The organism is Pantoea sp. X-Soil-ISGK-421, assembly GCF_059730785.1.
In genome coordinates this window covers 1919867-1943614 of sequence record NZ_AP035979.1, presented here as the reverse complement: position 1 = coordinate 1943614, position 23748 = coordinate 1919867, and the positions used below count along the sequence as shown (strand labels likewise).

The following is a 23748-nucleotide window of genomic DNA, read 5'->3' as shown; positions in this document are numbered from 1 at the left end:
TTAGCGGCTGTGCCGCTGGCAAAATGCGCGGAGATCGGAAGACTGAAAATCCGCCAGATTGGCCATCAGCTTCTCCAGCGGCCAGTTCCACCAGGCAATCGCCTGCAGCTGCGCGGCAATATCCGTAGCGAAACGCGCACGGATGACTTTGGCTGGCACACCACCCACAATGGTATAAGGCGGCACATCTTTGGTGACCACTGCACCGGCAGCCAGCACCGCACCATCACCCACCGTCACGCCCGGCAGCACTATCACGCCATGACCTATCCACACATCATTGCCAATCACCACGCGTTCGGCACGTCGGGCAGCAAAGAAGTCATTATCACGCGCCGCCTGTGCATCATAGTATTCCGGGCAATAGGTAAAACGGTGCTGCGAGGCGCGATCCATCGGGTGATTGGGCGCGCCAATCCGTACATGATTGGCAATGGCGGTAAAGCGGCCAATCTGCGCATCGGCGACACAGCAGTGTTCTCCCAGATAGGAAAAGTCGCCCAGTTCGCTGTATTCAATGTAGGTTTCGGCCAGCACTTCACATTGCGCGCCAATCTGGGTTTCGCGCATGCGCACGCTGGGATCGATAACGGTATGTTGCAGTTTTGCCGGTTGCACAGCAGCGAGTGCCATAATCAACGCTCCGTAGTGGTCAGATGTCTGGATGACGGGTTGCCACTGGGCAACCGCGAGCCATAACTCTACAGCGGCAAAATGACAGTAATGCTATTGTGCCCATCTGCGATTGGCGATTTGAGGAAAGGGAATGAGAACACCGTGGTCAATACTGGCGCTATTGTGGTCAGCCGGATCGGCGTCCGCCGCACTGCCCGCTGACATCAAAGCCGGTGATATTGTGCAAGTGCAGTTAGCGCAACTCCATCCGACGCAGGCCGCAATTGGCTATCGTCAGCTGGATTACAAGCAGCATCGTTATGAAGCCGAACCGAAAAAGCTGTTTGATGATTATTGCGAAAGCATGGGGCAAAAAGGCGTCGACACATTTGATGGCAAATCGCGTCTCTCACAGCCCAGCAGCTTTCGCTGCAAAGCGCCGGTCGGCAGCGCGCCAGGCCCGATGAAAACCGCAGTGATTGCGCCGGATAATGTGCTGTACCTCACCGATGGTCATCATACTTTCAGCAATTTCGCCGATATTGCCGGTCTTAACACGCCGGTACAGGTGCGCATCACCGATGATTTCCGCAACCTGAAAACCATGTCCGCCTTCTGGCAAAAAATGGAAGCAGCACATCTGACGTGGCTGGATACGCCGTCTGGCAAAATTCAACCGGATGCACTGCCGAAAGAGCTGGGTCGCCAGCATATGCAGAATGATGAATACCGCTCGCTGGTCTATTTTGTGCGCGATATTGGCTTTGAGAAAGAGCAGAATCCGCCGCCGTTCCTGGAATTCTTCTGGGGAAAATGGCTGGAAACGCAGCTTCCCCTGAAGAACTTTGACCTCAATAATCGCAGCGGTTACGCCAAAGCGCTGGAAATCATCGCAGAGAAGATGACCAGCGTGCCGAAAGACACGGTCATTGCTCAAGGGGATAGCGGCCCGCTCACTGCGGAGCGCCTTGGTGCGCGCAAGAAAGTGAACGAGAAGAAGCTGGATAAGCTGGTCTCCGACAACGGCAAATTGACGTGGGCCTTCGCGCACTAATGTCTTTGCAGGCGGAGGTGCTCTCCGCCGTTAGGCGCGGTTGCAGTTGCAGATGAAAAGCATTCTCAATTAAGCTACGGCTCTTTGCCGCCTGGGCGCGCTTTTCTCTGGAACATCCCAATGAACGCTACGCCAGCACCAATAAAAATTTTGGTGGTTGACGATCACCGCAAAATCCGTGAACCGCTTGCCACTTACTTGCGTCGTCAGCACTTTTCTGTGGTAACCGCAGAGGATGCCGCCTCACTTTGGACGCTGCTACGCACCGCGACGTTCGATCTGATTGTGCTGGATGTGATGCTGCCCGACGGCGACGGCATGCAACTCTGTCAGCAAATTCAACGCCATTATAAAACGCCGGTGATCCTGTTAACCGCGCGTGATGCTCTGGATGATCGCGTGACGGGCCTTGAACTGGGCGCCGATGATTACGTGGTTAAACCTTTTGAACCGCGTGAGTTGCTGGCGCGGATACACACGGTGCTGCGACGTGCCGATCGCCGGCCTAATCTGACGAGTGAAAAAACGTCCCCTGCGGTGCAACCCGTTCACTTTTCCACGCTGATATTCAATCCCGCCTCGCGTCGGGTAAGCAATCAACAGCAGCAAAGCGTTCGCCTCAGCACCATGGAAGCCAAACTGCTGTCGGCCTTTCTCGCCGATCCGTATCAGGTGTTGAGTCGGGAAGCGTTGATGGATCGCTGCGTCACGCCGGGCAACGAGGTGTTTGATCGTGCCATCGATCGTCAAGTGAGCCGCCTGCGAATCAAACTGGAGCAGGTTCTGCCCGGCAGCGTGCTGCTGGATACGGTGTGGGGCGAAGGCTATCGCTTCACCGCTGAGGTACAAACGGTGCTACCGATCACATGCTAAGCACGCTATTGCCAAGGCGCATGATGAGCCAGCTTGCCGGGCTGATGATTGTGGCTTTGCTGCTGGCCAATCTCGCTGCCGTTGCGGCTACGCAGTTGCTGGGCAATTTACTCACGCCTTCTACCCGCAATATTGCCGTCGAGCGCGTGGTGCTGGCCTACCACGAAAGCCTGGCGGGCGCAGAGAACGTTGCGTTAACGCGCGCGGACGGTGCCCGTTTTTGGCTGGCGCAGCGTCCGGAAGTGCAGGACATTGCGCTGCGCGATGAGGAGCAACGTCTGCGTGACTCACTGGTTAATCAGTTAAAATTAACCACGTCGGCCAACGTCACCCTGCAACTCGAAAGTGCTGATGGCGGCCTGGCGCGCAGGCATATTTTTAGCGCGGCGCGCCATGAGCCGTTGCGCCTGCGCGTCACCATTGCCCTGCCGGATGGTCGCTACTTTAATAGCGTGCAATCGGTTATGCCCGCTTATGAATGGACGCAGCTACTGTCATTTTCCCTGCCTATCGTGAGCGTGCCATTGCTGCTGCTCAGCCTGTATTTTATCTATCGCGTGGTCAGACCGATTCGGCGCTTAGCCAGCGCTGCCGATGCCATTAGTCGTGGCGAATGGCGCACCACGTTGCCGATCACCGGGCCGCAGGAATCGCGGGAATTAACCCAGGCTTTTAATCTCATGCAGCTTAGGCTGGCGCGTCACCTGGATAGCCGCACGCGCATGCTGGCCGCGATGAGCCACGACCTCAACACGCCGATCACCGAATTACGCTTGCAGGTGGAGTTGATGCCAGAGGGTGATGCGCGTGATGACATGCTGGAAAGCCTGAATGAACTGCGCGCCATGGTGCATGAAACCTTGCATTTTATTCGCGGGGAGGTGCAACACGCGCTGCCGCAGCGCTGCAATCTCAGTCAGATGCTGGCCGATTTAACCCGCCGTTACCTGCTGCTGGGGAAAGCCGTCACCTGGCAAGGTGAGCCGGATATTGAGCTGATGTGTCGTCCGGTGGCGATCAAACGCGCGCTGAGTAATCTGATTGAAAACGCGTTGCAGTATGGCGGCGATGCCGTGCTAACGCTGACGCAACTGCCGGGCTGGGTGCAAATTGAGGTGCTGGATCAGGGCGCGGGCTTGTCGGCTGAACAGCTGGAGCAAGCCTGCGAACCCTTTGTGCGTTTCTGCGACACACCGCGCACTGAGAATACCGCGGGCGGCGGTTTAGGCCTCGGATTAGCCATCGCACAATCGAATATTCATGCGCACGGCGGGGAACTGACGCTGGCGAATCGTCCCCCGGCCGGATTATGTGTCACCGTTATGCTGCCGGATGGCATCAGAAGCTGAGCGTCACGCCACCCCAGAAAGTGCGGCCGTAATTGACCGTACCATAGGTTTCATCATCCAGTCGTTTGTCGCCGATATTGTAGATGGCGCCGTTCAACGTCAGGTTGTGCGTCAACTGATGTGATATACCGAGATCGGCAGTAAGGTAATCCGGCGCCGCGTCTTCCGTGACGCTAGTACCGTACTCTTTGCCGTAATAGTTAGCGGCAGCCCACAGCTGCGTGGCTTCGGTGACATGCCATTCGCTGCGCAGGCTGGCTTTGTGTTTTGGCGTCAACGCCAGCGGTGCGCCACGATTGCTGCCACTTTTCTGCTCGGAATCGAGCCAGGTATAGTTCCCTTTCAGCGACACATCCGAGGTAATTTTCCAGCTACCGGTCAACTCCACGCCGCGGATTACTGCTTTGTCGATGTTAACGCGATCCATGATGATGTAGCCGTTCCACAGCTGATCGGTGGTCACGGTCGACAGCTTGTCTTTAAAATCGTTGTAGAAAAAGGTCGCGCTGGCCGAAAGATCGTCGCGGTTCGACCACATCGCCGACAATTCATAGTTGGTGCTGGTTTCCGGCTTGAGATTTGGATTACCCAACATCGCAAAGCGATTGCGGCGCAGTACCGCATAATCTTCGATCACCGCACGAATTTCCGGCGCTTTGAAACCACGCGCTACGCCACCTTTCAGCGTCCATTCATCGCTGACATACCAGATGCCGTAAATGCGCGGGCTGTAGTGGTTGCCATATTGCTCATGATTATCGAGACGCAAGCCGCCCGTCAGCGAGAAGGATTCCAGCATGCGCCACTCATCTTCGAGGAACAGCGCACGCTGCACCACGCTATAGCGATGATTGACGCGCGTGCCGTCGCCCTGATTCCAGTCCTTCAGCGCATTTTCCTGCCACTGCGCGCCAGCGGTAGTCGTGTGATAGGCGGTTGGCATCACCAGCTTGGCATCCAATACGCTGTTTTTGATGGTCGGTTTGCGGCCAAAGACATCGGATTGTGACGGGCTGGCGAGCCCTTCGCGGCTGGTCTCTTCCTGAGAAAACGCCAGCGTCGAGGTTGCCCATCCCCAGCGCCCTTCATGCGCCAGCGACCAGTGGTCGCGATTATTCTTCTGTTCACGCGTCGCCCAGTTGGCGCTTTCACCTTCGCCGTTTTTCAGGCGGCTCACGCCCCCTTCCAGCGTAATGTCGTGCTGAGCGTTTGGCGTAAACACGAGGCGTGCGGTGATATCACGATGATCGGCTTGGGTATAGCCGTTGGTATTCTGCACGTCATCATCACCCTGACGATTCAGATAGCGTCCCCACAACTGCAACCCGAGACGATCGGCAATCAGCGGACCATTCAGGTAGAACTGATTGTTACTGGCGTTGCCCTGATCCTTGTGCTGGCGCACCGCATAATCCCACGACAGCGAGCCGTTCCACTGCGGCGTGACTTTACGCGTAATGATGTTGATCACGCCGCCAATCGCATCGGAGCCATACAGCGATGACATCGGTCCGCGGATCACCTCAATACGTTCAATGGCCGAAGCAGGCGGAATGAAGCTCTGCTCATAACCGCCGTTGCCGTTAACGCGCGAATCGCGGCCGCTTTGGCGCACGCCATCCACCAGAATGAGGGTGTAATCGCCCGGCATGCCACGAATCGAGATATCGCTTTCATTGGCACCACCGATCACCGCAACGCCTTCCACCTCTCGCACCGCATCGGCCAGATTATTAATCGAGCGCTTACGCAGATCGTCGCCGTTGATCACCGTCACCGAGGCCGGTGCATCTTCCAGACGCTGTTCAAAACCGGAAGCGGTCACCACCATGGTTTCAGCGGTGTTGTCATCATCAAGGGCTAGCGCCGTGGCAGGCAGCAGCATTGCCATGCAGGCAACAGAAAGGGGTTTAACAGCAAAAGTCGGTTTACGCATGTTCAATTAGGGATGTAGTTGAAAACGCGAATCATACTCATGCGCATCGGTGAAAGTTGGACAATGTTGGACAACTTTCCTGTGAGAAAATGAAACGGGCGCCCACTGCACGCCCATTAAAGAGGTTTACACCAACTCGCAGTTTTTTACGTCCGCAGACGGCGCCAGGAGGTTTTTATCAAAGGGGCGCAGTTCCGTAGCCTCACGAATCCGCATCGGCCAGTCGGGATTGGCCAGCGCACTCTTGCCAATCGAGACATAATCCGCGCCCTGCTCCAGCGCCTGTGCCGCCGTGCGGGCATCACTTAATGCACCATTGGCGATAATCGGCATATTGGGTGCCGTCTGACGCGCAATTTGCACCAGCGACAGCGGCGAATCGGCAAACGCGGGCTGCAGCGCGTCATATTCTGTCAGGTGCAGATAATCCACGCCGGCCTCAGCGATCGCGGCGAATACCTGACGTGCGCCCGCTTCGCCTTCCCGCCATTTGTGATGGAAATCATTCACTTTGCCCTGCGAGAGGCGAACGCCCACGGTAACATCCTTACCCACGCGCTGGCGCACCGCCGCGATGACTTCCAGCGTTAGAGACAACCGGGCAACAATATCTCCGCCCCAGCGATCGCGGCGCTGGTTGGTGTAATCGGTAAAGAACTGGTCAAGCAGATAGCCGTTTGCGCCGTGAATTTCGATGCCATCAAAACCCGCTTCGTCGACGGCCCGCGCAGCAGTTTGCGCAAAGTTGTCGATCACCTGCAGGATCTGTTCTTCATCCATTTCACGTGGCAGCGGATAGGCACCATGACCGTGATAGAAACCCAATTGTTCTCCACGCGGCTGCACCGCTGATGGCGCTAACGTATCCGGTCGGTAGATATTGCCCTGAGAAATCGCACCGGCATGCATCAACTGCGCAATGATTTTTCCACCACGTTGATGCACCCGATCGGTGATCGCCCGCCATCCGGCACGCTGTTTGGCGTTGATCAGACCCGCCTGAAACGCATAGGTTTGTGACCAGGCTTCATCGATATAGATGCCTTCAGTGATGATGGCGCCAAATCCGCCGCGCACGAAGCGCTGATAGTATTGCTGCATACGCTCGCCCGGCACCCCATCGACACTGGCGGAGATGCGCGTCATCGGCGCCACCATGATGCGATTCTTCAACGCCAGCTGGTTCAGTGTCCCGCACTGAAAAAGATGTTTATCACTCATATTGCTCTCTGGATGCGGATTATCTACAGAGCGCAGTATATTCTGTCACTATGAGGCCAAAAATGGCCAATGATGATACGTCTGCATAACGGAAATCGTTACAATGAATTCAAAGGATGTTGAGGTGTTCCTGATGGTCACCCAGACGCGTAGCCTGACGCAGGCGGCGCGGCGAATGAACACCACGCCGATGACGGTATCGCGCCGGCTCGCTTCACTGGAGGAAGATCTTGGCGTGCGTTTGTTGCATCGCACCACCCGCGCCATCGCCTTGACGGATGAAGGCGAAGAGTTTCTGCCCTACGCCAAAACGCTGGCCGAGACCGAACAGAGCGCGCGCAATCTGTTCTCGCCGGATAAACAGGGCGCCACCGGCCAGCTGCGCATCACCGCGCCTTCAGGCTTTGGTCGCCGTACCATTATTCCTTTGCTGCCCGCGCTAATGGCGGAAAATCCCGAACTCAAGATCGATTTTCAGCTCAGCGACAATGTCACCGATATTGTTGGGCTCGGCTACGATGTTGCCATTCGTATCGCACCGCTGCGGGACTCACGTTTAGTGGCGCAGCGACTGGCGGATAATCCACGCGTGCTGTGTGCCTCACCAGACTATTTAGCGCGCTGCGGCACGCCACACATGTTGGCCGATTTGCATCAGCACAACTGCCTGCGTTTATCCGGCGTGCCGCAATGGAGTTTTATGATCGACGATCATATTTCCAGTATCAGCGTTGAAGGCCGTTTCAGCGGCAGCAATGTGGAAGGCGTACGCACCTTATGCGTATCGGGCAGCGGCATCGCGCAACTCTCGGCGTGGGATGTGCAGGAAGAGTTAGCGGCGGGTGAACTGCGTGAGATTGCCTTACGAGATGCACAACCGCAGTTGCTTGGCGTCTGGGCGCTGTTTCCCACTGCCCGCCATCTGCCAACCCGTGTCACGGTATTCCTGAATGCCTTGAAACAGGCGATGCAAACGCGCGCGTGAACATTCAGATAATGCGTACGGCGAACGGGGTTATAGTGGCGCATTCCTTACGATCACGGAGGCCACCAGTGAAACCTGAAATCCATACGCTCGCTTCGACAGAAATCTACCGCAACCGCTGGTTGACCTTGAAAGAGGATAAAATTCAGCGTGCCGATGGCAGCGAAGGCATCTATTCGGTGATTGAGAAGAGTGATTTTGTGGTGATTTTGCCGGTTGAGCACGATCACATTTATGTGGTGGAGCAATTCCGTTATCCCCTTGGCGAACGCACCCTCGAGCTGCCACAGGGAAGCTGGGAGCTCGTGCCCGATGCCGCGCCTGAAGATCTTGCCGCCGGCGAGTTGTTAGAAGAAACCGGACTGATTGCCGGGCAGCTCGATTACGTGGGTTATCAAAAGTTAGCGCAAGGCTACTCCGCGCAGGGCTATCACATTTATCTGGCGCGCGAGTTAACGTATCAGGGGCAAAAGCTTGATGCAGAAGAAGTGGGATTGACTGCAAGGAAAATCACCCTCGCTGCGTTTCTTGAACTGATCCTGGCAGGAAAGATCAGCGATGCGACATCGGTCACTGCGTTTTTGTTGGCGCGGGCGAAAGGATTAATTGATTGATCTAGTTACCTTTTTTCATGGTGCACATGAATGCGCACCCTACAAAACCCCAACTACCTGGCGCACACCTTGTAGCGGCGCAATTTATTGCGCGATAAATCGCGCCGCTACGGAATGTGCGGTGATTAATATGGGGTTTAACTGATCGGCATTACGCCATGTATGGCGACCCATCACAAGCATTACACTGCTGCAATCTCTGCCAACACCGCTTCTGCCTGCGCGTTATTGACCGCTACGCCATCAATAAATAGTTGGCGCTGTTCACCCGGCGGCAGCGTAACCCTCAGTGCTTGCCATGCCGGCTGGAAGCGGCCATTGCGCTGGAAGTTAAGGTGAATCGATGACGCATCACTGCGCATTTCCCAGTTCAGCCACAGCGCGTTGCCCTGCTGGTAACCCCAACTTTCGCCATCATCCTCAAACAGTACGCCGTTGCTGACGCCCTTACCTTTGATTGGGAACAGGTGCAGCGTGCGACAATCATCCGACGCTGTATCGACATGGCGCAGGCGCTCGCTGAGCGGCAAGCCCGCACCGGCGCGCACCAGCATCGGCTGGGTTTCCAATGGCGCATCCAGTGTGATCCACTGACCGCCGCTGTACCATTGCTGACTGGCAAAATCATACCAGCCGGTTTGGTTGTCGGGCAGCCACAGACGACGCGCGCGCTGACCGGGCTCGACCACGCTGGCCACCAGCAGATCGCGGCCCAACATAAACTCGTCGCACTCGGCAAACGTCTGCGCATCCTGTTCATGATCGAGGAAGGTGGGACGCAGCATCGGCTCATCGTCAGCATGCGCCTGCCACAGCAGCGTGTAGAGATAAGGCAGCAGACGATAACGTAGCTCAATGGCGGCGTGGATCGCTGGCGTGGCCGCCGGATACATCCAGGGCTCATTAACGGTGCGATCGTCATTCCAGGAGTGAATGGTGAAACGCGGATGCATCACGCCGTTCTGCACCCAGCGCACAAACAGTTCTGCGTCTGGCTTATCGCCAGAGAACCCGCCAACATCATGTCCCACGTTGTACAAGCCGGATAGGCTCATGCCCAATCCCATGCGGATGTTGTAACGCAGCGTGGTCCAGTTGGTGCGGTTATCGCCGCTCCAGGTTTGCACATAGCGCTGCATCCCGGCACAACCTGAACGTGAAATCAGGAACGGCCGCTTCTCCGGCGCAAAACGCTGTTGCGCTTCCATTGAGGCGCGCATCATTAACAGTGGCATGACTGGGCGAATGTGTTTGATGGCAATGGGCGTGCCGAAACCGTGGCAGCGCGCTTCGCCATCCCACACTTCATATTCGTTGTTATCGTTCCAGGTGGAATCGATGCCCTTTTCCAGCAGCTGTTTGGTGACATTTTCCTGCCACCAGGCGACAGCTTGTGGATGGGTAAAATCAAGATGTGACCCTTCGTCATCCCAGAACACCGAACGCTCCGGCGCATCCTCTTCAGAATCGCGAATGAACAGACCTTGCTCCGCCACTTCGTTGTAACGCGGATGATCCTGCAACAAGCACGGTTTGATATTGGCGGCGAGGCGCAAGCCTGCGTCGTGAAATGCCTGACTCATCACTTCGGGCTGCGGTACTTTGTCGTAATTCCAGTTGAACACGTAACGCTTGTTGTTAATTGAGGTATAGCCGGATGAAAGCTGGAACGAATCGCACGGAATATCATGCTCTTCACACAGGCGAATGAAGTTCATCAGCTGGTTTTGCGCATCCGGCGCATCGGTGTAATGCATGGTCGACCCGCTGTAACCAAGACTCCATTTCGGGCCGAACAGCGTTTTACCGGTCAGCCGCACGAAGGCTTTGGTGATATCCAGCACCTTGTTACCGACAAACAGGTAATAGTCGATATCACCGCTTTCGGCCTGCCAGCGGCGGTACGGCTGGTGATAATTATCGAGCTCATTACCCAGGTCAAACCAACTGCTGCTGAGGTTATCGTAATAAAGACCAAAACTAACGTTGTCGCGGCGTGTGATGGTAAACGGCACATGCTTATACAGCGGATCGGTGGAGGCCGCGTTGTAGCCCATCGCATCCAGGTTGCGCATCTCATAGCGTTGCCCGTTGCGCTGCAAATCGCCGCTTTTTTCACCCAGTCCGTAATAGCGATCGTCATTCATGCGGCACTGATAGTGCGCCACGCCATCGCCGTGCGCGTTAATTTGATAAGCGCTGGTGGGACGGTCGCAGGTCAGCAGTTGCCATACGCCGTGGCTGTCGCAATATTGCCACTCCAGCGCCAGCGGCTGATGCACAATCACCCGCAGCTTATCGGTGGCCACCACCAGCGTGTCACCCTCTTCTTCCAGCGTGAACGACGGCAAGGCGAAGCCCGCCAGGCTGTCGCGCTGACGCCCTTCCCACGGCACATCGCTTTCTGGTGCGATGCTCCAGGTGCGATCGAGGCTATAGGCGCCCTGACGTTTAATCGCCACGCGGAACAGGCCCGCATCCAGCACATACAGGCACAGCGTGTGTTTGCCATCGACGGTTAACGCCACATGGTGCGCATCGGAATCGGCTAATGACCAATTTTTTAACGTTTTCATCGTTACCTACTTTTTCATGCGCGCTGTGCGCGACGTTCAGCAATAAAAGCAATCAGGAAGACTGCGCCAATCAGGTCAAAGAAGCCCATGGCGACAAATAGCGGATTAAATCCAATGGTGTCGGCGGTAACACCGATCAGCAGTGAGAACAGGAAGCTGGAGATCCAGGCGAACGAGCCGCGCATACCGTTGACGGTGGCCATCTGGCCTTTATCAAACTTCTCCACCACCAGCGCGCTCAGCATGCAGGAGATGATCTGATGACCAAAACCACCAATTGAGATCAGCGCAATCGCGACGTAAGGATCTTTGGTGACCGCCACCAGCGCTAACGACAGCATCAGGAAAGCGCCGGTTACCGAACTCGCCACCACCGAATTGACCTGGGTGAAGCCAAACATTTTGGTGTAGAGCCGCGTCAGGTAGCCGCTGGCCGCACTGCCTAAATCTGCGGCGAGAAACGGCAGCCAGGCGAACATGGCGATCTGTTTCAGATCCATACCCAGCTCTTTAGCCAGATAAAGCGGTACCCAAAAACTCAACACGCCCCAGGCGGGCTCGGCCATAAATGCGGGAATGGCGATACCGTAAAAACGTTTGTTTTTCGACACGGTTTTCAGCGCGGTAAAGAACGGCAGTTTCACCGCGGGTGGCTCGTTGTCCTGACGAATAAATTCCAGCTCTGAGGCCTGCAAATTGGGATGCTGTTCGGGATCGCGATACAGCAGCCACCACAGCACCACCCAGCCCAGCGCCAGGCAGCCGGTAAACAGAAACGCGCCCTGCCAGCCAAACGAAGCATGGGCAAAGTAGATAATCGGCGGTGCCAACATCGCGCCAAGCGAGAAACCCACGCCCGCCCAACCGGCGGCGATGGGACGCTCTTTTTTCGGGAACCATTCGCCAATCACTTTGGCGTTAGCGGGCGTTGCCGCCGCTTCTGCGCCGCCCATGACAAAACGCAGGATAGCCAAATGCACCTAGCTGGCCGCGCCAGCGTGGCACAAACAGGCGACAGCCCAAACGGTGGCGCAGATCAGGAAGCCGACTTTTAGACCGATGACGTCGATCAGCCAGCCACAAATCGGTTGGAAGAAGGTATAAGCCAGCTGGAATGCGCCGACGATCCACGAATATTGTTCGGTAGTGATGTTGAGGCTGGTTTTGAGCTCGGGGGCCAGCAAGCCCAATGAGTTGCGGGTGATGTAGTTGACCGTGACGCCAGCTAAGAACAGCACCAACACCCACCAGCGTAAATTGCGCAACGTGCGCTTGGTGCCTGCGGCAGTTATCCCTGGATTTAAACTGCGATTCATCGGGTTCTCCATTAGTGAGTCATTTCTAACCATCCGCCAGGAGTGAACCACAGTCGCCAAAAGTGGTCGCCAGCTTAATCTCGCAATTGTGATCTGGTTAACCAAAATCACTCACCAGGTTGACTTATCCCCACAAAGAGCAGAGTTTTGCCCCTTAATCGCGTGATCAGTGTTTGATGCAACACGCTGACAAAGAATATTGGTCAACCCATTCTAAATGAGGTAACAACATGAAGCAGACCTGGCGCTGGTATGGCCCCAACGATCCCGTTTCTCTTGCCGATGCGCGCCAGGCGGGCGCAACCGGCATCGTCACCGCACTGCATCACATCCCCAACGGCGAAGTGTGGACAGTAGACGAAATCATGCAGCGCAAGGCGCTGGTGGAAGCTGCAGGATTGGTGTGGTCGGTGGTGGAAAGCGTGCCGATTCATGAAGAGATCAAAACCGGCAGCGGCCGCTGTCAGCACTGGATCAGCAACTATCAGCAGTCGCTACGCAATCTGGCGCAGTGCGGCATCAAAACCGTGTGCTACAACTTCATGCCGATTCTCGACTGGACGCGTACCGATCTCGAGTATCTGCTGCCGGATGGCGCCAAAGCGCTGCGCTTTGATCAGATTGAGTTTGCGGTTTTTGAACTGCACATTCTGCAACGTCCCGGTGCGGAGCAGGATTACACCACGGAAGAGATTGTCCAGGCCGCCGAACGCTTTGCCAGCATGAGTGAAGCGCACCGTAACCGCCTGATGCGCAACATCATCGCCGGTTTGCCGGGTGCTGAAGAAGGTTACACGCTGGATCAGTTCCGCGCCCAGCTGGCGCGCTATGACGGCATTGGCAAAGCCGAGCTGCGTGAAAATTTTGCCACTTTCCTGCGCGCCATTGTTGCGGTTGCTGAAGAGGTGGGCGTGCGCATGGCGGTGCACCCGGACGATCCGCCGCGCCCCATTCTTGGCCTGCCGCGCATTGTTTCCAACGCTGACGATCTGCAGTGGATGATCGATACCGTCAGCAGCCCTGCCAACGGTTTCACTATGTGTACCGGCTCGTACGGCGTGCTGGCAGAGAATGATTTAGCTGGCATGGTCAAGCGCTTCGGCCCGCGCATTTACTTCGCGCACCTGCGTTCCACTCAACGGGAAGATAATCCAAACAGCTTCCACGAGGCCGCGCATTTGGGTGGCGATGTCGATATGTTTGCAGTGATCAAGGCGATTGCCGAAGAGGAGCAGCGGCGCAAAGCCGCAGGCCAGGAGGATTTGATTCCGATGCGCCCCGATCACGGCCACCAGATGCTGGATGACCTGAAGAAAAAAACCAATCCCGGCTACTCGGCAATTGGTCGACTGAAAGGTTTGGCTGAAATTCGCGGCGTCGAACTGGCGATTCACCGCGCCTATTTTGCTCAGGAAGCTCAATAATGCGCTTTATGGATGAAGATTTTCTGCTGCAGAGCGACATCGCGCGACGTTTGTACCACGACTTTGCCGCAGATATGCCGATCTACGATTATCACTGTCACCTCAATCCGCAGGAGATTGCTGAAGACCGTCGCTTCGCCAACCTCGGCCAAATCTGGCTGGAGGGCGATCACTACAAATGGCGCGCCCTCCGTGCCGCGGGCGTGGATGAGTCGTTGATTACCGGCAAGAACACCAGCGACTACGACAAGTATCTCGCCTGGGCGCAAACGGTGCCAAAAACCCTCGGCAACCCGCTCTATCACTGGACGCACCTGGAACTGCGTCGGCCGTTTGGCATCACCGATACGCTGTTTGGCCCGGATACCGCGCCTGCTATCTGGCAGCGCTGCGCGGAACAGCTGGCGACGCCGGCGTTTTCTGCGCGCGGCATCATGCGCCAGATGAAGGTGCGCATGGTGGGGACCACCGACGATCCGGTTGATTCGCTGCACTATCACCGCCAAATCGCCGCTGACAGCAGCTTTGATATTGATGTCGCGCCGAGCTGGCGTCCGGACAAAATCTTCAAAATCGAGCTGGAGGGTTTTGTCGACTATCTTGCTCGTCTGGAAGCCGCGGCCGATGTCGCCATTGACAGCTTCGATGCGTTACGCCGCGCGCTGTTGCGTCGCCTTGATCACTTCTCTGCCCACGGTTGTCGCGCATCGGATCACGGTATCGAAACCCTGCGCTTTGCGCCGGTGCCGGACGACAGCGTGCTCGATACGATTATGGCGAAACGTCGCCGTGGCGATCTGCTGGAGGAAACTGAAATCGCCCAGTTCAGCAGCGCGGTGTTGGTGTGGCTTGGCAGTGAATATGCGCGGCGCGGCTGGGTGATGCAGCTGCACATCGGCGCGATCCGCAATAACAGCACACGCATGTTCCGCCAGCTTGGGCCAGATAGCGGGTTTGATTCGATTGGCGATAACCCTATTGCCTGGCCGCTGGCGCGCCTGCTGGATGCGATGGACATCAACGATCAACTGCCGAAAACCATCCTCTACTGCCTTAATCCACGCGATAACGAAGTGCTGGCCACTATGGCAGGCAATTTCCAGGGCGCGGGCCTTGCCGGCAAAGTGCAGTTCGGTTCTGGCTGGTGGTTCAACGATCAGCGCGACGGCATGTTGCGTCAGCTGGAGCAGCTGTCGCAAATCGGTTTACTCAGCCAGTTTGTCGGCATGCTGACCGATTCGCGCAGCTTCCTCTCCTACACGCGCCACGAATACTTCCGCCGTATTCTGTGCAATCTGCTGGCGCAGTGGGTAAAAGAGGGCATTGTGCCGCATGATGAGCCGATGCTCGGCAGCATGCTGCGCGATATCTGCTTTAACAATGCCGAACGCTATTTCGCGCTGAACGCCCGGTGATTACGGCCTGGTGACTGCACACCGTGACCAGGCCGCTTCTTATTCGCTATGCTATAGTGCGCGTCTCTGAGTGAGGCTGTATCAGAGGTTGTGAACCCTTTAACACACAGAAAAGAGCACGATGAAAACTCAAACTTCAGCACAGCGCCCTTATCAGGAAGTCGGGGAAATGCTCCGCCAGATGATCACGGAGAAGCAGTATGCCGTGGGCGAACGGCTGCCGCCGGAGCGCGAACTCGCGGCGTTGCTGGATGTGACGCGCACGCTGGTGCGTGAAGCGCTGATCATGCTGGAACTGGAAGGATTAATCGAGGTGCGTCGCGGTGCCGGCATCTTTGTGATTCACGATTCGCCGCAGCAAGCGGTTTCACTTCACAAGGCCAGCAACGATGCCGGACCGTTTGAAATGTTGCAGGCGCGTCAGCTGCTGGAGAGCAATATCGCCGAGTTTGCCGCGCTACAGGCCACGCGCGAAGACATCATAAAGATGCGTCAGGCGCTGGAGCTGGAAGAGAAAGAGTTGGCTTCAGGATCGGTCAACCAAAGTGAACACGGCGACCGCAATTTCCATCTGGCCATTGCCGAAGCCACCCATAATAGCATGCTGGTTGAGCTGTTTAAGCAATCCTGGCAATGGCGCGAAGATAACGTGATGTGGAGCCAGCTGCATCGTCATCTGGTCAACAACGATTACCGCAAACAATGGCTCGACGATCACAAAAAGATCCTCGCAACGTTGATCAAGAAAGACGCGCGCGCCGCCAAACTGGCGATGTGGCAACACCTGGAAAACGTGAAACAACGTCTGCTGGAATTTTCAGACGTTGATGATATTGATTTCGATGGTTATCTGTTTGAATCCTGGCCGCTGTACGCGACCCGCAATCCCAACAGTTGATGCGGTTGGTCGCCAGCAAATTAAAGGTAAAGCCATGCTACGGGAAAACTTCAACGATCTGATTTATTTAGTGATGGTGGCGCGCGAATGCAGCTTCACGCGCGCTGCGGCCAAATTAGGCGTGTCACAATCGGCGTTGAGCCACTCGATCCGCGGTCTTGAAGAGCGATTAAATACGCGTTTATTAACGCGCACCACGCGCAGTGTCGCGCCGACCGAAGCCGGTGAAAACCTGATTCAAAGCGTGGCACCGATGATGGCCGATATTGAGAAAGCGCTGCTGCAACTGAGCGATAATCAGGGGAAGCCGTCGGGGAATATTCGTATTACCGCCGGCGAACATGCACTGTCTTCCACTTTGTGGCCGTTGCTAAAGCCATTTTTGCAAGCCTATCCGCAAGTAAATGTCGAACTCTCTGTCGATAACACCTTAACCGATATTGTCAGCGGGCGTTTCGATGCCGGGGTGCGCTTAGGCGAGAGTATTGAGAAAGATATGGTGGCGGTGCGCATTGGCCCGGACTGGAAAATGGTGGCGGTGGCATCGCCTGACTATCTGCAAAAAAACGGTATCCCGCAGACGCCTTATGAATTGCAAAATCATAACTGTATTAATATGCGTCTTCCCACGCTCGGCGGATTATACAGTTGGGAATTCAGCAAAGATGGCAAAGATATTCGCGTTAAAGTTGAAGGGCAGCTGATCTTTAATAATCTGGCCTCACGAATTGATGCAGTGCTTTCCGGCATGGGCATTGCCTATGTACCCGAAGATACCGTCAAACAATACATTGCCAATGGCGAACTGCAATCCCTGCTTGAAGACTGGTGCGAACCTTTTAGCGGATATTATCTGTATTATCCGAGCCGCAAACAGCACACCGCCGCATTTGAGAAATTGATTGAAGCGATAAAATATAAGGGAATGAATTAATACTCTCAAGCAGGCACGCATGAATGCGCGCCTTGTTAATCGTAGGATTGCCATTGATGGCGACCAGAATAGCCTTCTTACTTCTCCACGCTTAACGCCAAATCTTTCGCCAAAAAGAACGGTCTCAGATAAGCCACGCTGTTCGACAACGGCAAGATTTCATCGCTCAGCTGAATACCGATCGTTTCCCGCAGATAACGGCGGCGGGTTTCGATGCGCTGCCATAGCGCCGGATAATGGGTGCGGATACTGGTTTGTAGCGCCGTATCGGCCAGCACCACGCACTCTTCGGCGCTGGCCCCGTTATAGCCGGGCACGGACGGGATGATATCAATCTGCAGCATCATGCCGCTTTTCAGCAGTTCAGTGGAAGCGTGATAAATCGGCGAAGACATCCACTCTTCATCCGCCACCAGATGTCCCGGATTGAGATGCCAGCCGAAACGGGCTTTGGGCAAAATTTGTTCGATCAGCGCATACAGCGCGCCACCGCTCATGCCGCAACGAATATTTTCCAGCCAGCCGACCACTGCGGAGAAATAGGGTTTGGCGATGCGCTCTAGATAATCTTGCTGGTCTGGCGGCAGTTCGCTTTGTTCGGCAATCACAAAACCGCTACGGCTGGAAAGGCCGCCTTTGTAGGCGGTCGTCAGAGAGAGTGGATCGCCGCGCTGTACCTGTTTGTAGCTGGGATAGAGATTCGCCTTGTCGAAACGGCTGCCGGTGGCCGCGATAGTCACCACCGTATTGTTCTGCCCTTCCGCGGTGAGCAACGCGCCCAACTCGGTTTCACGCACGCCAACCTCAATGGCATTCAGCGCATCCAGCATACAATTTGACGCGAGATTGGCACCGTATTCGTAATGCGCAATTTCATTGGCATTGCAGGTGGTGCGTGCGCCGTTATCGCCGATAAACAGGTGGACGGCATTTTCTACAACGGCGTCGTCTTTGAGCGTGCGCGTGATCGCTTCCACAATGAAGTACGGTAAATCAAACATTGTGCGCCCCTTGCCGGCGGCTGGCGTGAACATTTTCCAGCCAACCAGCCCGACTTTATTGCGGGTATCCAGGCCAGCGTCTTTGAAAAGACTTTCCAGCGGCGCTTCATTATCCATCGGCTGGTTGGGCAGCGAGAAGTACGGCGTATGCACCAGCGTGGCAGGGATGCGGGAAAAGCGTGCCATCTTGAGATTTTCATTGCCTAGCACCAGCGTGCAATCTCCGCTTTTATCCAGCAGCAGCAGCCCTTCTTCGAAACGCGGGATAAAGCCGCTGAGATATTCGAAATTGCCGCCGTGCTCCTTGTCGGCATAGATCACCAGCGTGTCAAAACCTTCACGCTGCATGCCCGCCAGCAGCGCGTTTTTGCGCTGCAAAAGCGTGTCATCCGAGAGAGAAACCGGTTCAACATCGCTGAATTTCACCGGCGCGGAGATCGGCCCGAACGTGATTGCCATGATGCACTTCCTCGCATTAAGAATGAGATGAGGATAGTAGCGTTTTTAGCGCAGCAGTTTTTGATCCAAACGAAAAAAGGCGGAGGGGTGAGCTCCGCCTTGTCTCAAGTTCCGATCAGTGTGCCTGACCGGTCAGTTGCATAAGGGCAACGATGATTTGAAGAATGATGCGGACGATGTCCAGCAGCAATCGAACAATTTCAATCACTTTCCTTCTCCTCTGAGAGGAGCGCGCCTTTCAGCTGCCGAGGCTTTGACTCCACCCGCCGACCGCCTAAGCACAATTGTGAGGAGTGCTGAGCGGCTCTCATTGTGAAAGCCACAGGCCAGCACCACCTGAAACCTGCCGGGATTTGACTATCCGCGCCCCTGGAGTCATCAGCAAAACAATGAGGCTTCGCTCGTCACTCAACACCTGTATAACCATACAGTATTATTGCAAAACTTGAAATATCTCGCCGCACATTTTATCATCGGCTTTGTGAGGAGTGCTGAGCACCCCGTTCGCGACGCGGTTACCCGCCGAATAGCGAACATAAAAAAAAGGATTTGGCTTAACGCCAAATCCTTTTTTATTGCCTGCGATGGCTTATCGGGCGGAACTGATTCGCCAGACGCTATTTCCCGCATCATCCGCAATCAACACGCCGCCTTGCTGGTCGGTGGCTAAGCCCACCGGTAAACCACGCACCTGCTTCTGATCGTCAGTAAGAAAACCGGTTACCACTGGCTGCGGCTGTCCCACCGGTTTACCGTTTTCGAATTTCACCCACACAACCTGATAGCCGTTGAGCGGCGTGCGGTTCCAGCTGCCGTGCTCGCTGATAAATGCCCCGCCGCGATACTGCGGCATATTATCCGCACCGTAGAACAACAGGCCGAGTGGTGCAACGTGCGAGCTCAGGGCGTAATCCGGTTTGATCGCTTTCGCCACCAGATCCGGCCGTTGCGGCTGCGCGCGCTCATCAACGTGCTGGCCATAATAGCTGTACGGCCAGCCGTAGAAGCCTTTGTCCTGCACCGACGTCATGTAATCCGGCACTAAATCAGAACCGATTTCGTCGCGTTCATTCACAATCGCCCACAGCTTGCCGCTCTGCGGCTCCCACTGCAATCCAGTTGGATTGCGCAGGCCGCTGGCATAAATCCGGCTGGCACCGCTGGCCGCATCCACCTCCAGCACCGCCGCGCGGCGATACTCTTCGCCAATGCCGTTTTCCGTCACGTTGCTGTTGGATCCCACGCCAACATACAACTTGCTGCCGTCCGGACTGGCGAGCAGCGATTTGGTCCAGTGATGGTTAATCGGTCCACCCGGCAGTTCGGTCACTTCCACCGGCGGCGTGCGGATCTCAGTTTGTCCGGTTTCATAGGGGAATTTCACCAGACTATCGGCATTCGCCACATACAAGGTATTACCCACCAGCTGCATACCAAACGGCGCCGTCAGGTTATCAATGAAGCGATGTTGTTCCCATTTACCGTTAACGTTACGCAACAAGGTAATGCGATTTCCCCCCTCGCCGCCTTTGCCAGACGCTTTCTGCACAATGCCCATGATCAGCTGTTTAGGCGCGGTGGTCGGTTTAGGCATGCCATTGGATTCCGCTACCAGCACATCATTGTTAGGCAGCACCAATACCTGACGTGGATGCTGCAAGTTATCGGCGATCTTTTCGATCTTCAACCCATCCGCCACTTGCGGCATCTCTCCGGCTTTCCACGGCGTACCTTCCGGCACCTGCATCGGCGGCATAAAGAAGTTCTGCGCCTGCGGCAGTTCAGGATTCGGCCCAATTTGCTTTTGTGGCTCAATCAGCGCCCCGTCGTTACAGGCGCTCAGCAACATCGCGATGGCTACCGCGCTGAGTAGGTGTTTCATACGCGACCTCCTTGTGTGCGACGTTCGCGCAGCACCAGCTGCACGTTCGCGATCAGCAGCAGCGCCACCACCAGCGTCGACAGCGTTATGCCCATTGGTACCACGGCATACGCATCGCGGCTGTGAATAAAGGCATTGACCACCGCCAGCACGATCGCCAGCAGCGACAGCCAGAAATGGGTTTTCTCATTCGGCCGCGCGCCGCGGAATAAATAAACCAAACTGATTAAACGTGGCAGGATGGCCAGCAACAGACCGAGAGTGATCAGCCAACTGGCGGATTTGGTCCACATGATGACGAAGGTTTGCAAATAGAGGATATCGAAAAACCAGGCGGCAACAAAAAAGCCCAGCGGCAACGGTTCCAGCAGCGTATACAACGTCACACCGAACACCGATCTTCCTGAGGTATGAAACATTACTCTCTCCCTTTTACCGTATTATCATCAGAGGCTGCACGCGTTTCGCTTTTTTGAAACAACGTGCAACCACCTGTGAAATATTAGTAAAGATAAACAGTAACGTTTAACACTTATCTAACATGCTCAAACTTAAGACTTATCTGCCGGCAGGGTTACCCAATAACCGGGCTGATACGGCAGTGGCAGAAACTTTTCATGAAACTCACGGAACGTGGCGTCCGGATCGAGATCGGCAAACAGTTCAGGATGCAGCCACTTCGCCAGCGCCTGGATCGCGACAAACTGATACGGGCTGTCGTAGAACTGGTGCCAGATGGCATGCGCGTTACCGTTATGCGCCACCGGCAGCGTTTTGAAAGCATCACGCATCATGAGCAGTTGCAAACGTGCCGTCGCTTCTTTGACATCCGCACCCGGCCCCACGCCAACCCATTTGCCGACGGTGTTGTAGTTTTTCCAGTTCGCGCCTGTGACCACCACCACATCCGGACGGCTGGCGATGATCTGCTCTGGATTGAGCGTGCCGAAGGTGCCCGGAATCAGATCTTTGGCAATATTACTGCCACCCGCCAGTTCAACCATCTGACCAAAGTTCTCGTTACCAAACGACATGCAGCACTCATCTGTGTAACCGCCAGCGCGGTCAATCATCACTTTCGGGCGCGTGCCGTTAAAGTTCTTCAGGCGATCGGTCACCTTTTCGATTTGCGCACGACGGAACGCGACGATCTGTTCCGCGCGCTGCGGATTGTTGACCAATTCGCCCATGATGCGAATGCTTTGCTCGGCATGTTCCATCGGCTTCTCGCGGAAGTCGATAAATACCACCGGCACGCCCACCGCTTGTAACTTCTCGATCAGCTTACCTTCATCGGTTGCCGCTTTAGATTCGAGGTTCATCAGCACCAAATCGGGCTTCAACGTCAGCGCCTGCTCGACGTTAAAAGTGCCATCTTTCGCACCACCAAAGGTCGGCAGCTTTTTGATCTGCGGATATTTCTTTTCATACGCCATATAGCCGTCGTAATCGGCTTTGTGGAAATCATCACGCCAGCCAACCACGCGCTGGAACGGCGCGGCGGTATCAAACGCCGCCAACAGATACATCTGACGTCCTTCACCCAGAATGATGCGTTTGGACTCCTCTTTCACTTCAACCTGTCGTCCCGCCACATCAGTAATTGTTTTAGCAGAAGCGTGACTCGCCACCGCCAGTAGTCCCAGTGCAAACAGCCATGTTTTCATTCGATCTACCCGTAATGAGAATGATTATTATTAAATTTCACGGCGTCACTATTACCTGGCTGACGGAAAATGAAAAGCCCTCGAGACACATTTTTTTACATTCAGCCGCGTGATCACCACTGTGCAATCGCTCACAAAACGCCCCTCATTCGTGAAAACGCTCACAGCATGCCAGGCAAATGCACAATTAATCGCCGTTCTATCCCGCGCTTTGGCTAATGCGTAAACAAAATGTGAACGCTAAATTACAAAATGAAACGGCGTTTTATTTTTTATGTTAATGCCCAGTTTGGGCATGCCAACGAATTGACGGAGGAGTTACCGTGAAAATCAGTGCCATTGATGTCACCCTGTTTAGCTACCCTACGCGCCGCGTCTCTGACAGCGCCGGGCATTCCCATCCGGGCGCAGAGACCGATGCCCAAATGGCGCTGCTCACCCTCACCAGCGAAGATGGCGATTGCGGCTATGCCTTCGCCCCTGCAGAAGTGATTCGTCCGCACGTGGTTAACGCCTTCTTCCGTAAAGTGCTGATTGGGCAAAATGCTTTTGATCGCGAACGCTTGTGGCAGGATTTGGTGCACTGGCAGCGCGGTAGCGCCCATCAGCTCACTGAACGCGCGTTATCCGCAGTGGAACAGGCGCTGTGGGATTTGATTGGCCGCAAACTCAAGCAGCCGGTGCATAAGCTGCTCGGTGGCTATCGTGAGAAAATTCCGGCTTACGGCAGCACTATGTGTGGCGATGAGCTGGAAGGCGGATTATCCACTCCCGACGAATATGCGCAGTTTGCTGAAAAGCTGGTGGCACGCGGTTATCAGGCCATCAAATTGCATACCTGGATGCCGCCGGTCTCGTTCGCCCCTAGCCCACAAATGGACATCAAAGCCTGTGCCGCGGTGCGTGAAGCGGTCGGTCCGGACATTGCCCTGATGCTCGACGGCTATCACTGGTACAGCCGCAGCGATGCGCTCACCATTGGTAAAGCGCTGGAAAAACTCAACTTCGCCTGGTTCGAAGAGCCGATGGAAGAGGAAAGTATGGCGTCGTACGCCTGGCTGGCGGAAAACCTCAGCATTGACGTACTCGGCCCGGAAAGTCTCGGTGGCAAGCATCATAGTCGTGCCGATTGGGTACGCGCCGGTGCCTGTGACATTCTGCGCGCCGGAGCCAACGGCGTCGGCGGCATCTCCGCCACCATGAAGGTCGCCAGCCTCGCCGAAGCCTTCGGCATGGATTGCGAAGTGCATGGCAATGGCGCCGCCAGCATCGCGGTAGTCGGTGCCATCCGTAACTGCCGCTGGTACGAACGCGGTCTGCTGCATCCGTTCCTCGATTATGAACAGCCGCCCGCCTATCTCAACTCGCTAGTCGACCCGATGGATGCAGACGGTTTCGTCCATCTGCCAACGCGCCATGGCCTTGGGGAGGACATCAATTTCGCGTGGATTGAGACGCATACGCTTAATCGCTGGTAAGCGCCAAACACAAGCAGTACGGCAAAAAACTATAAACCTCTGACCTGCTGG

Annotated in this window: 18 protein-coding genes and 1 pseudogene; 10 read left to right on the top strand and 9 right to left on the bottom strand. The window is 55.5% G+C overall.

All coding sequences use genetic code 11. From position 1 onward, the window contains the following. Window positions 1–633: a DapH/DapD/GlmU-related protein gene (locus tag AC6I8K_RS09075; RefSeq protein WP_497826562.1), complete on the bottom strand. Its 633-nt coding sequence runs from the start codon at window positions 631–633 to the stop codon at window positions 1–3. A 133-nt stretch (window positions 634–766) separates the two neighbouring features. Here AC6I8K_RS09075 and AC6I8K_RS09070 point away from each other — a divergent pair, with 133 nt between their 5' ends. From AC6I8K_RS09070 to AC6I8K_RS09060, 3 genes are all read left to right on the top strand, one after another. Then, window positions 767–1669 (top strand): ParB/Srx family N-terminal domain-containing protein, encoded by a 903-nt coding sequence (locus AC6I8K_RS09070; protein ID WP_497826561.1) that lies wholly within the window; start codon window positions 767–769, stop codon window positions 1667–1669. Between the two features lie 120 nt (window positions 1670–1789). Beyond that, entirely contained in the window at window positions 1790–2542 is a 753-nt protein-coding gene (locus AC6I8K_RS09065) for a response regulator transcription factor (RefSeq protein ID WP_497826560.1), read from the top strand. A 20-nt stretch (window positions 2543–2562) separates the two neighbouring features. Next, window positions 2563–3891, top strand: a complete 1329-nt coding sequence (locus AC6I8K_RS09060; protein WP_483817341.1) for an ATP-binding protein — start codon at window positions 2563–2565, stop codon at window positions 3889–3891. Here the strand turns inward: AC6I8K_RS09060 and AC6I8K_RS09055 are convergent. Beyond that, window positions 3881–5827, bottom strand: a complete 1947-nt coding sequence (locus tag AC6I8K_RS09055) for a TonB-dependent receptor domain-containing protein (protein WP_497826559.1) — start codon at window positions 5825–5827, stop codon at window positions 3881–3883. The genes AC6I8K_RS09060 and AC6I8K_RS09055 overlap by 11 nt on opposite strands. Before the next feature lie 126 nt (window positions 5828–5953). Next, window positions 5954–7048 (bottom strand): oxidoreductase, encoded by a 1095-nt coding sequence (locus AC6I8K_RS09050; protein ID WP_497826558.1) that lies wholly within the window; start codon window positions 7046–7048, stop codon window positions 5954–5956. 103 nt (window positions 7049–7151) lie between these two features. On the opposite strand from AC6I8K_RS09050, the gene AC6I8K_RS09045 reads away from it, so the two are divergent. Both AC6I8K_RS09045 and AC6I8K_RS09040 read left to right on the top strand, forming a co-directional pair. After that, a complete protein-coding gene (locus AC6I8K_RS09045; protein WP_497826557.1) occupies window positions 7152–8033 on the top strand; it encodes a LysR family transcriptional regulator in 882 nt (293 codons plus the stop codon). Between the two features lie 68 nt (window positions 8034–8101). Further along, complete coding sequence (locus AC6I8K_RS09040) at window positions 8102–8647, top strand: NUDIX hydrolase (RefSeq protein WP_064741159.1); 546 nt, start codon at window positions 8102–8104, stop codon at window positions 8645–8647. A gap of 182 nt (window positions 8648–8829) precedes the next feature. Here AC6I8K_RS09040 and AC6I8K_RS09035 read toward each other — a convergent pair whose 3' ends face one another. Both AC6I8K_RS09035 and AC6I8K_RS09030 read right to left on the bottom strand, forming a co-directional pair. Next, a complete protein-coding gene (locus AC6I8K_RS09035; RefSeq protein ID WP_497826556.1) occupies window positions 8830–11223 on the bottom strand; it encodes a glycoside hydrolase family 31 protein in 2394 nt (797 codons plus the stop codon). Between the two features lie 14 nt (window positions 11224–11237). Then, a pseudogene (locus tag AC6I8K_RS09030) lies at window positions 11238–12539 on the bottom strand (MFS transporter). A 230-nt stretch (window positions 12540–12769) separates the two neighbouring features. On the opposite strand from AC6I8K_RS09030, the gene uxuA reads away from it, so the two are divergent. From uxuA to AC6I8K_RS09010, 4 genes are all read left to right on the top strand, one after another. Next, window positions 12770–13963, top strand: a complete 1194-nt coding sequence (gene uxuA / locus AC6I8K_RS09025) for a mannonate dehydratase (protein WP_497826555.1) — start codon at window positions 12770–12772, stop codon at window positions 13961–13963. After that, window positions 13960–15378 carry a glucuronate isomerase gene (gene uxaC / locus AC6I8K_RS09020; protein ID WP_483817886.1) on the top strand — a complete coding sequence of 473 codons (1419 nt, stop codon included), beginning with the start codon at window positions 13960–13962 and terminating at the stop codon, window positions 15376–15378. The genes uxuA and uxaC overlap by 4 nt, the downstream gene beginning before the upstream one ends. A gap of 121 nt (window positions 15379–15499) precedes the next feature. Beyond that, entirely contained in the window at window positions 15500–16276 is a 777-nt protein-coding gene (gene uxuR, locus AC6I8K_RS09015; RefSeq protein WP_497826554.1) for a Uxu operon transcriptional regulator, read from the top strand. A gap of 34 nt (window positions 16277–16310) precedes the next feature. Then, window positions 16311–17210 carry a LysR family transcriptional regulator gene (locus AC6I8K_RS09010; protein WP_064741153.1) on the top strand — a complete coding sequence of 300 codons (900 nt, stop codon included), beginning with the start codon at window positions 16311–16313 and terminating at the stop codon, window positions 17208–17210. 77 nt (window positions 17211–17287) lie between these two features. Here AC6I8K_RS09010 and AC6I8K_RS09005 read toward each other — a convergent pair whose 3' ends face one another. From AC6I8K_RS09005 to AC6I8K_RS08990, 4 genes are all read right to left on the bottom strand, one after another. Next, window positions 17288–18670 carry a M24 family metallopeptidase gene (locus tag AC6I8K_RS09005; protein WP_497826553.1) on the bottom strand — a complete coding sequence of 461 codons (1383 nt, stop codon included), beginning with the start codon at window positions 18668–18670 and terminating at the stop codon, window positions 17288–17290. 589 nt (window positions 18671–19259) lie between these two features. After that, window positions 19260–20552, bottom strand: a complete 1293-nt coding sequence (locus AC6I8K_RS09000) for a PQQ-dependent sugar dehydrogenase (protein WP_497826552.1) — start codon at window positions 20550–20552, stop codon at window positions 19260–19262. Beyond that, entirely contained in the window at window positions 20549–20971 is a 423-nt protein-coding gene (locus AC6I8K_RS08995) for a DUF2231 domain-containing protein (protein WP_497826551.1), read from the bottom strand. Before AC6I8K_RS08995 ends, AC6I8K_RS09000 begins: the two co-directional genes overlap by 4 nt. A 132-nt stretch (window positions 20972–21103) precedes the next feature. Further along, window positions 21104–22219 (bottom strand): ABC transporter substrate-binding protein, encoded by a 1116-nt coding sequence (locus AC6I8K_RS08990; RefSeq protein ID WP_064741149.1) that lies wholly within the window; start codon window positions 22217–22219, stop codon window positions 21104–21106. A 323-nt stretch (window positions 22220–22542) separates the two neighbouring features. Here AC6I8K_RS08990 and AC6I8K_RS08985 point away from each other — a divergent pair, with 323 nt between their 5' ends. Beyond that, entirely contained in the window at window positions 22543–23697 is a 1155-nt protein-coding gene (locus AC6I8K_RS08985) for a mandelate racemase family protein (protein WP_497826550.1), read from the top strand. Window positions 23698–23748 lie beyond the last annotated feature (51 nt).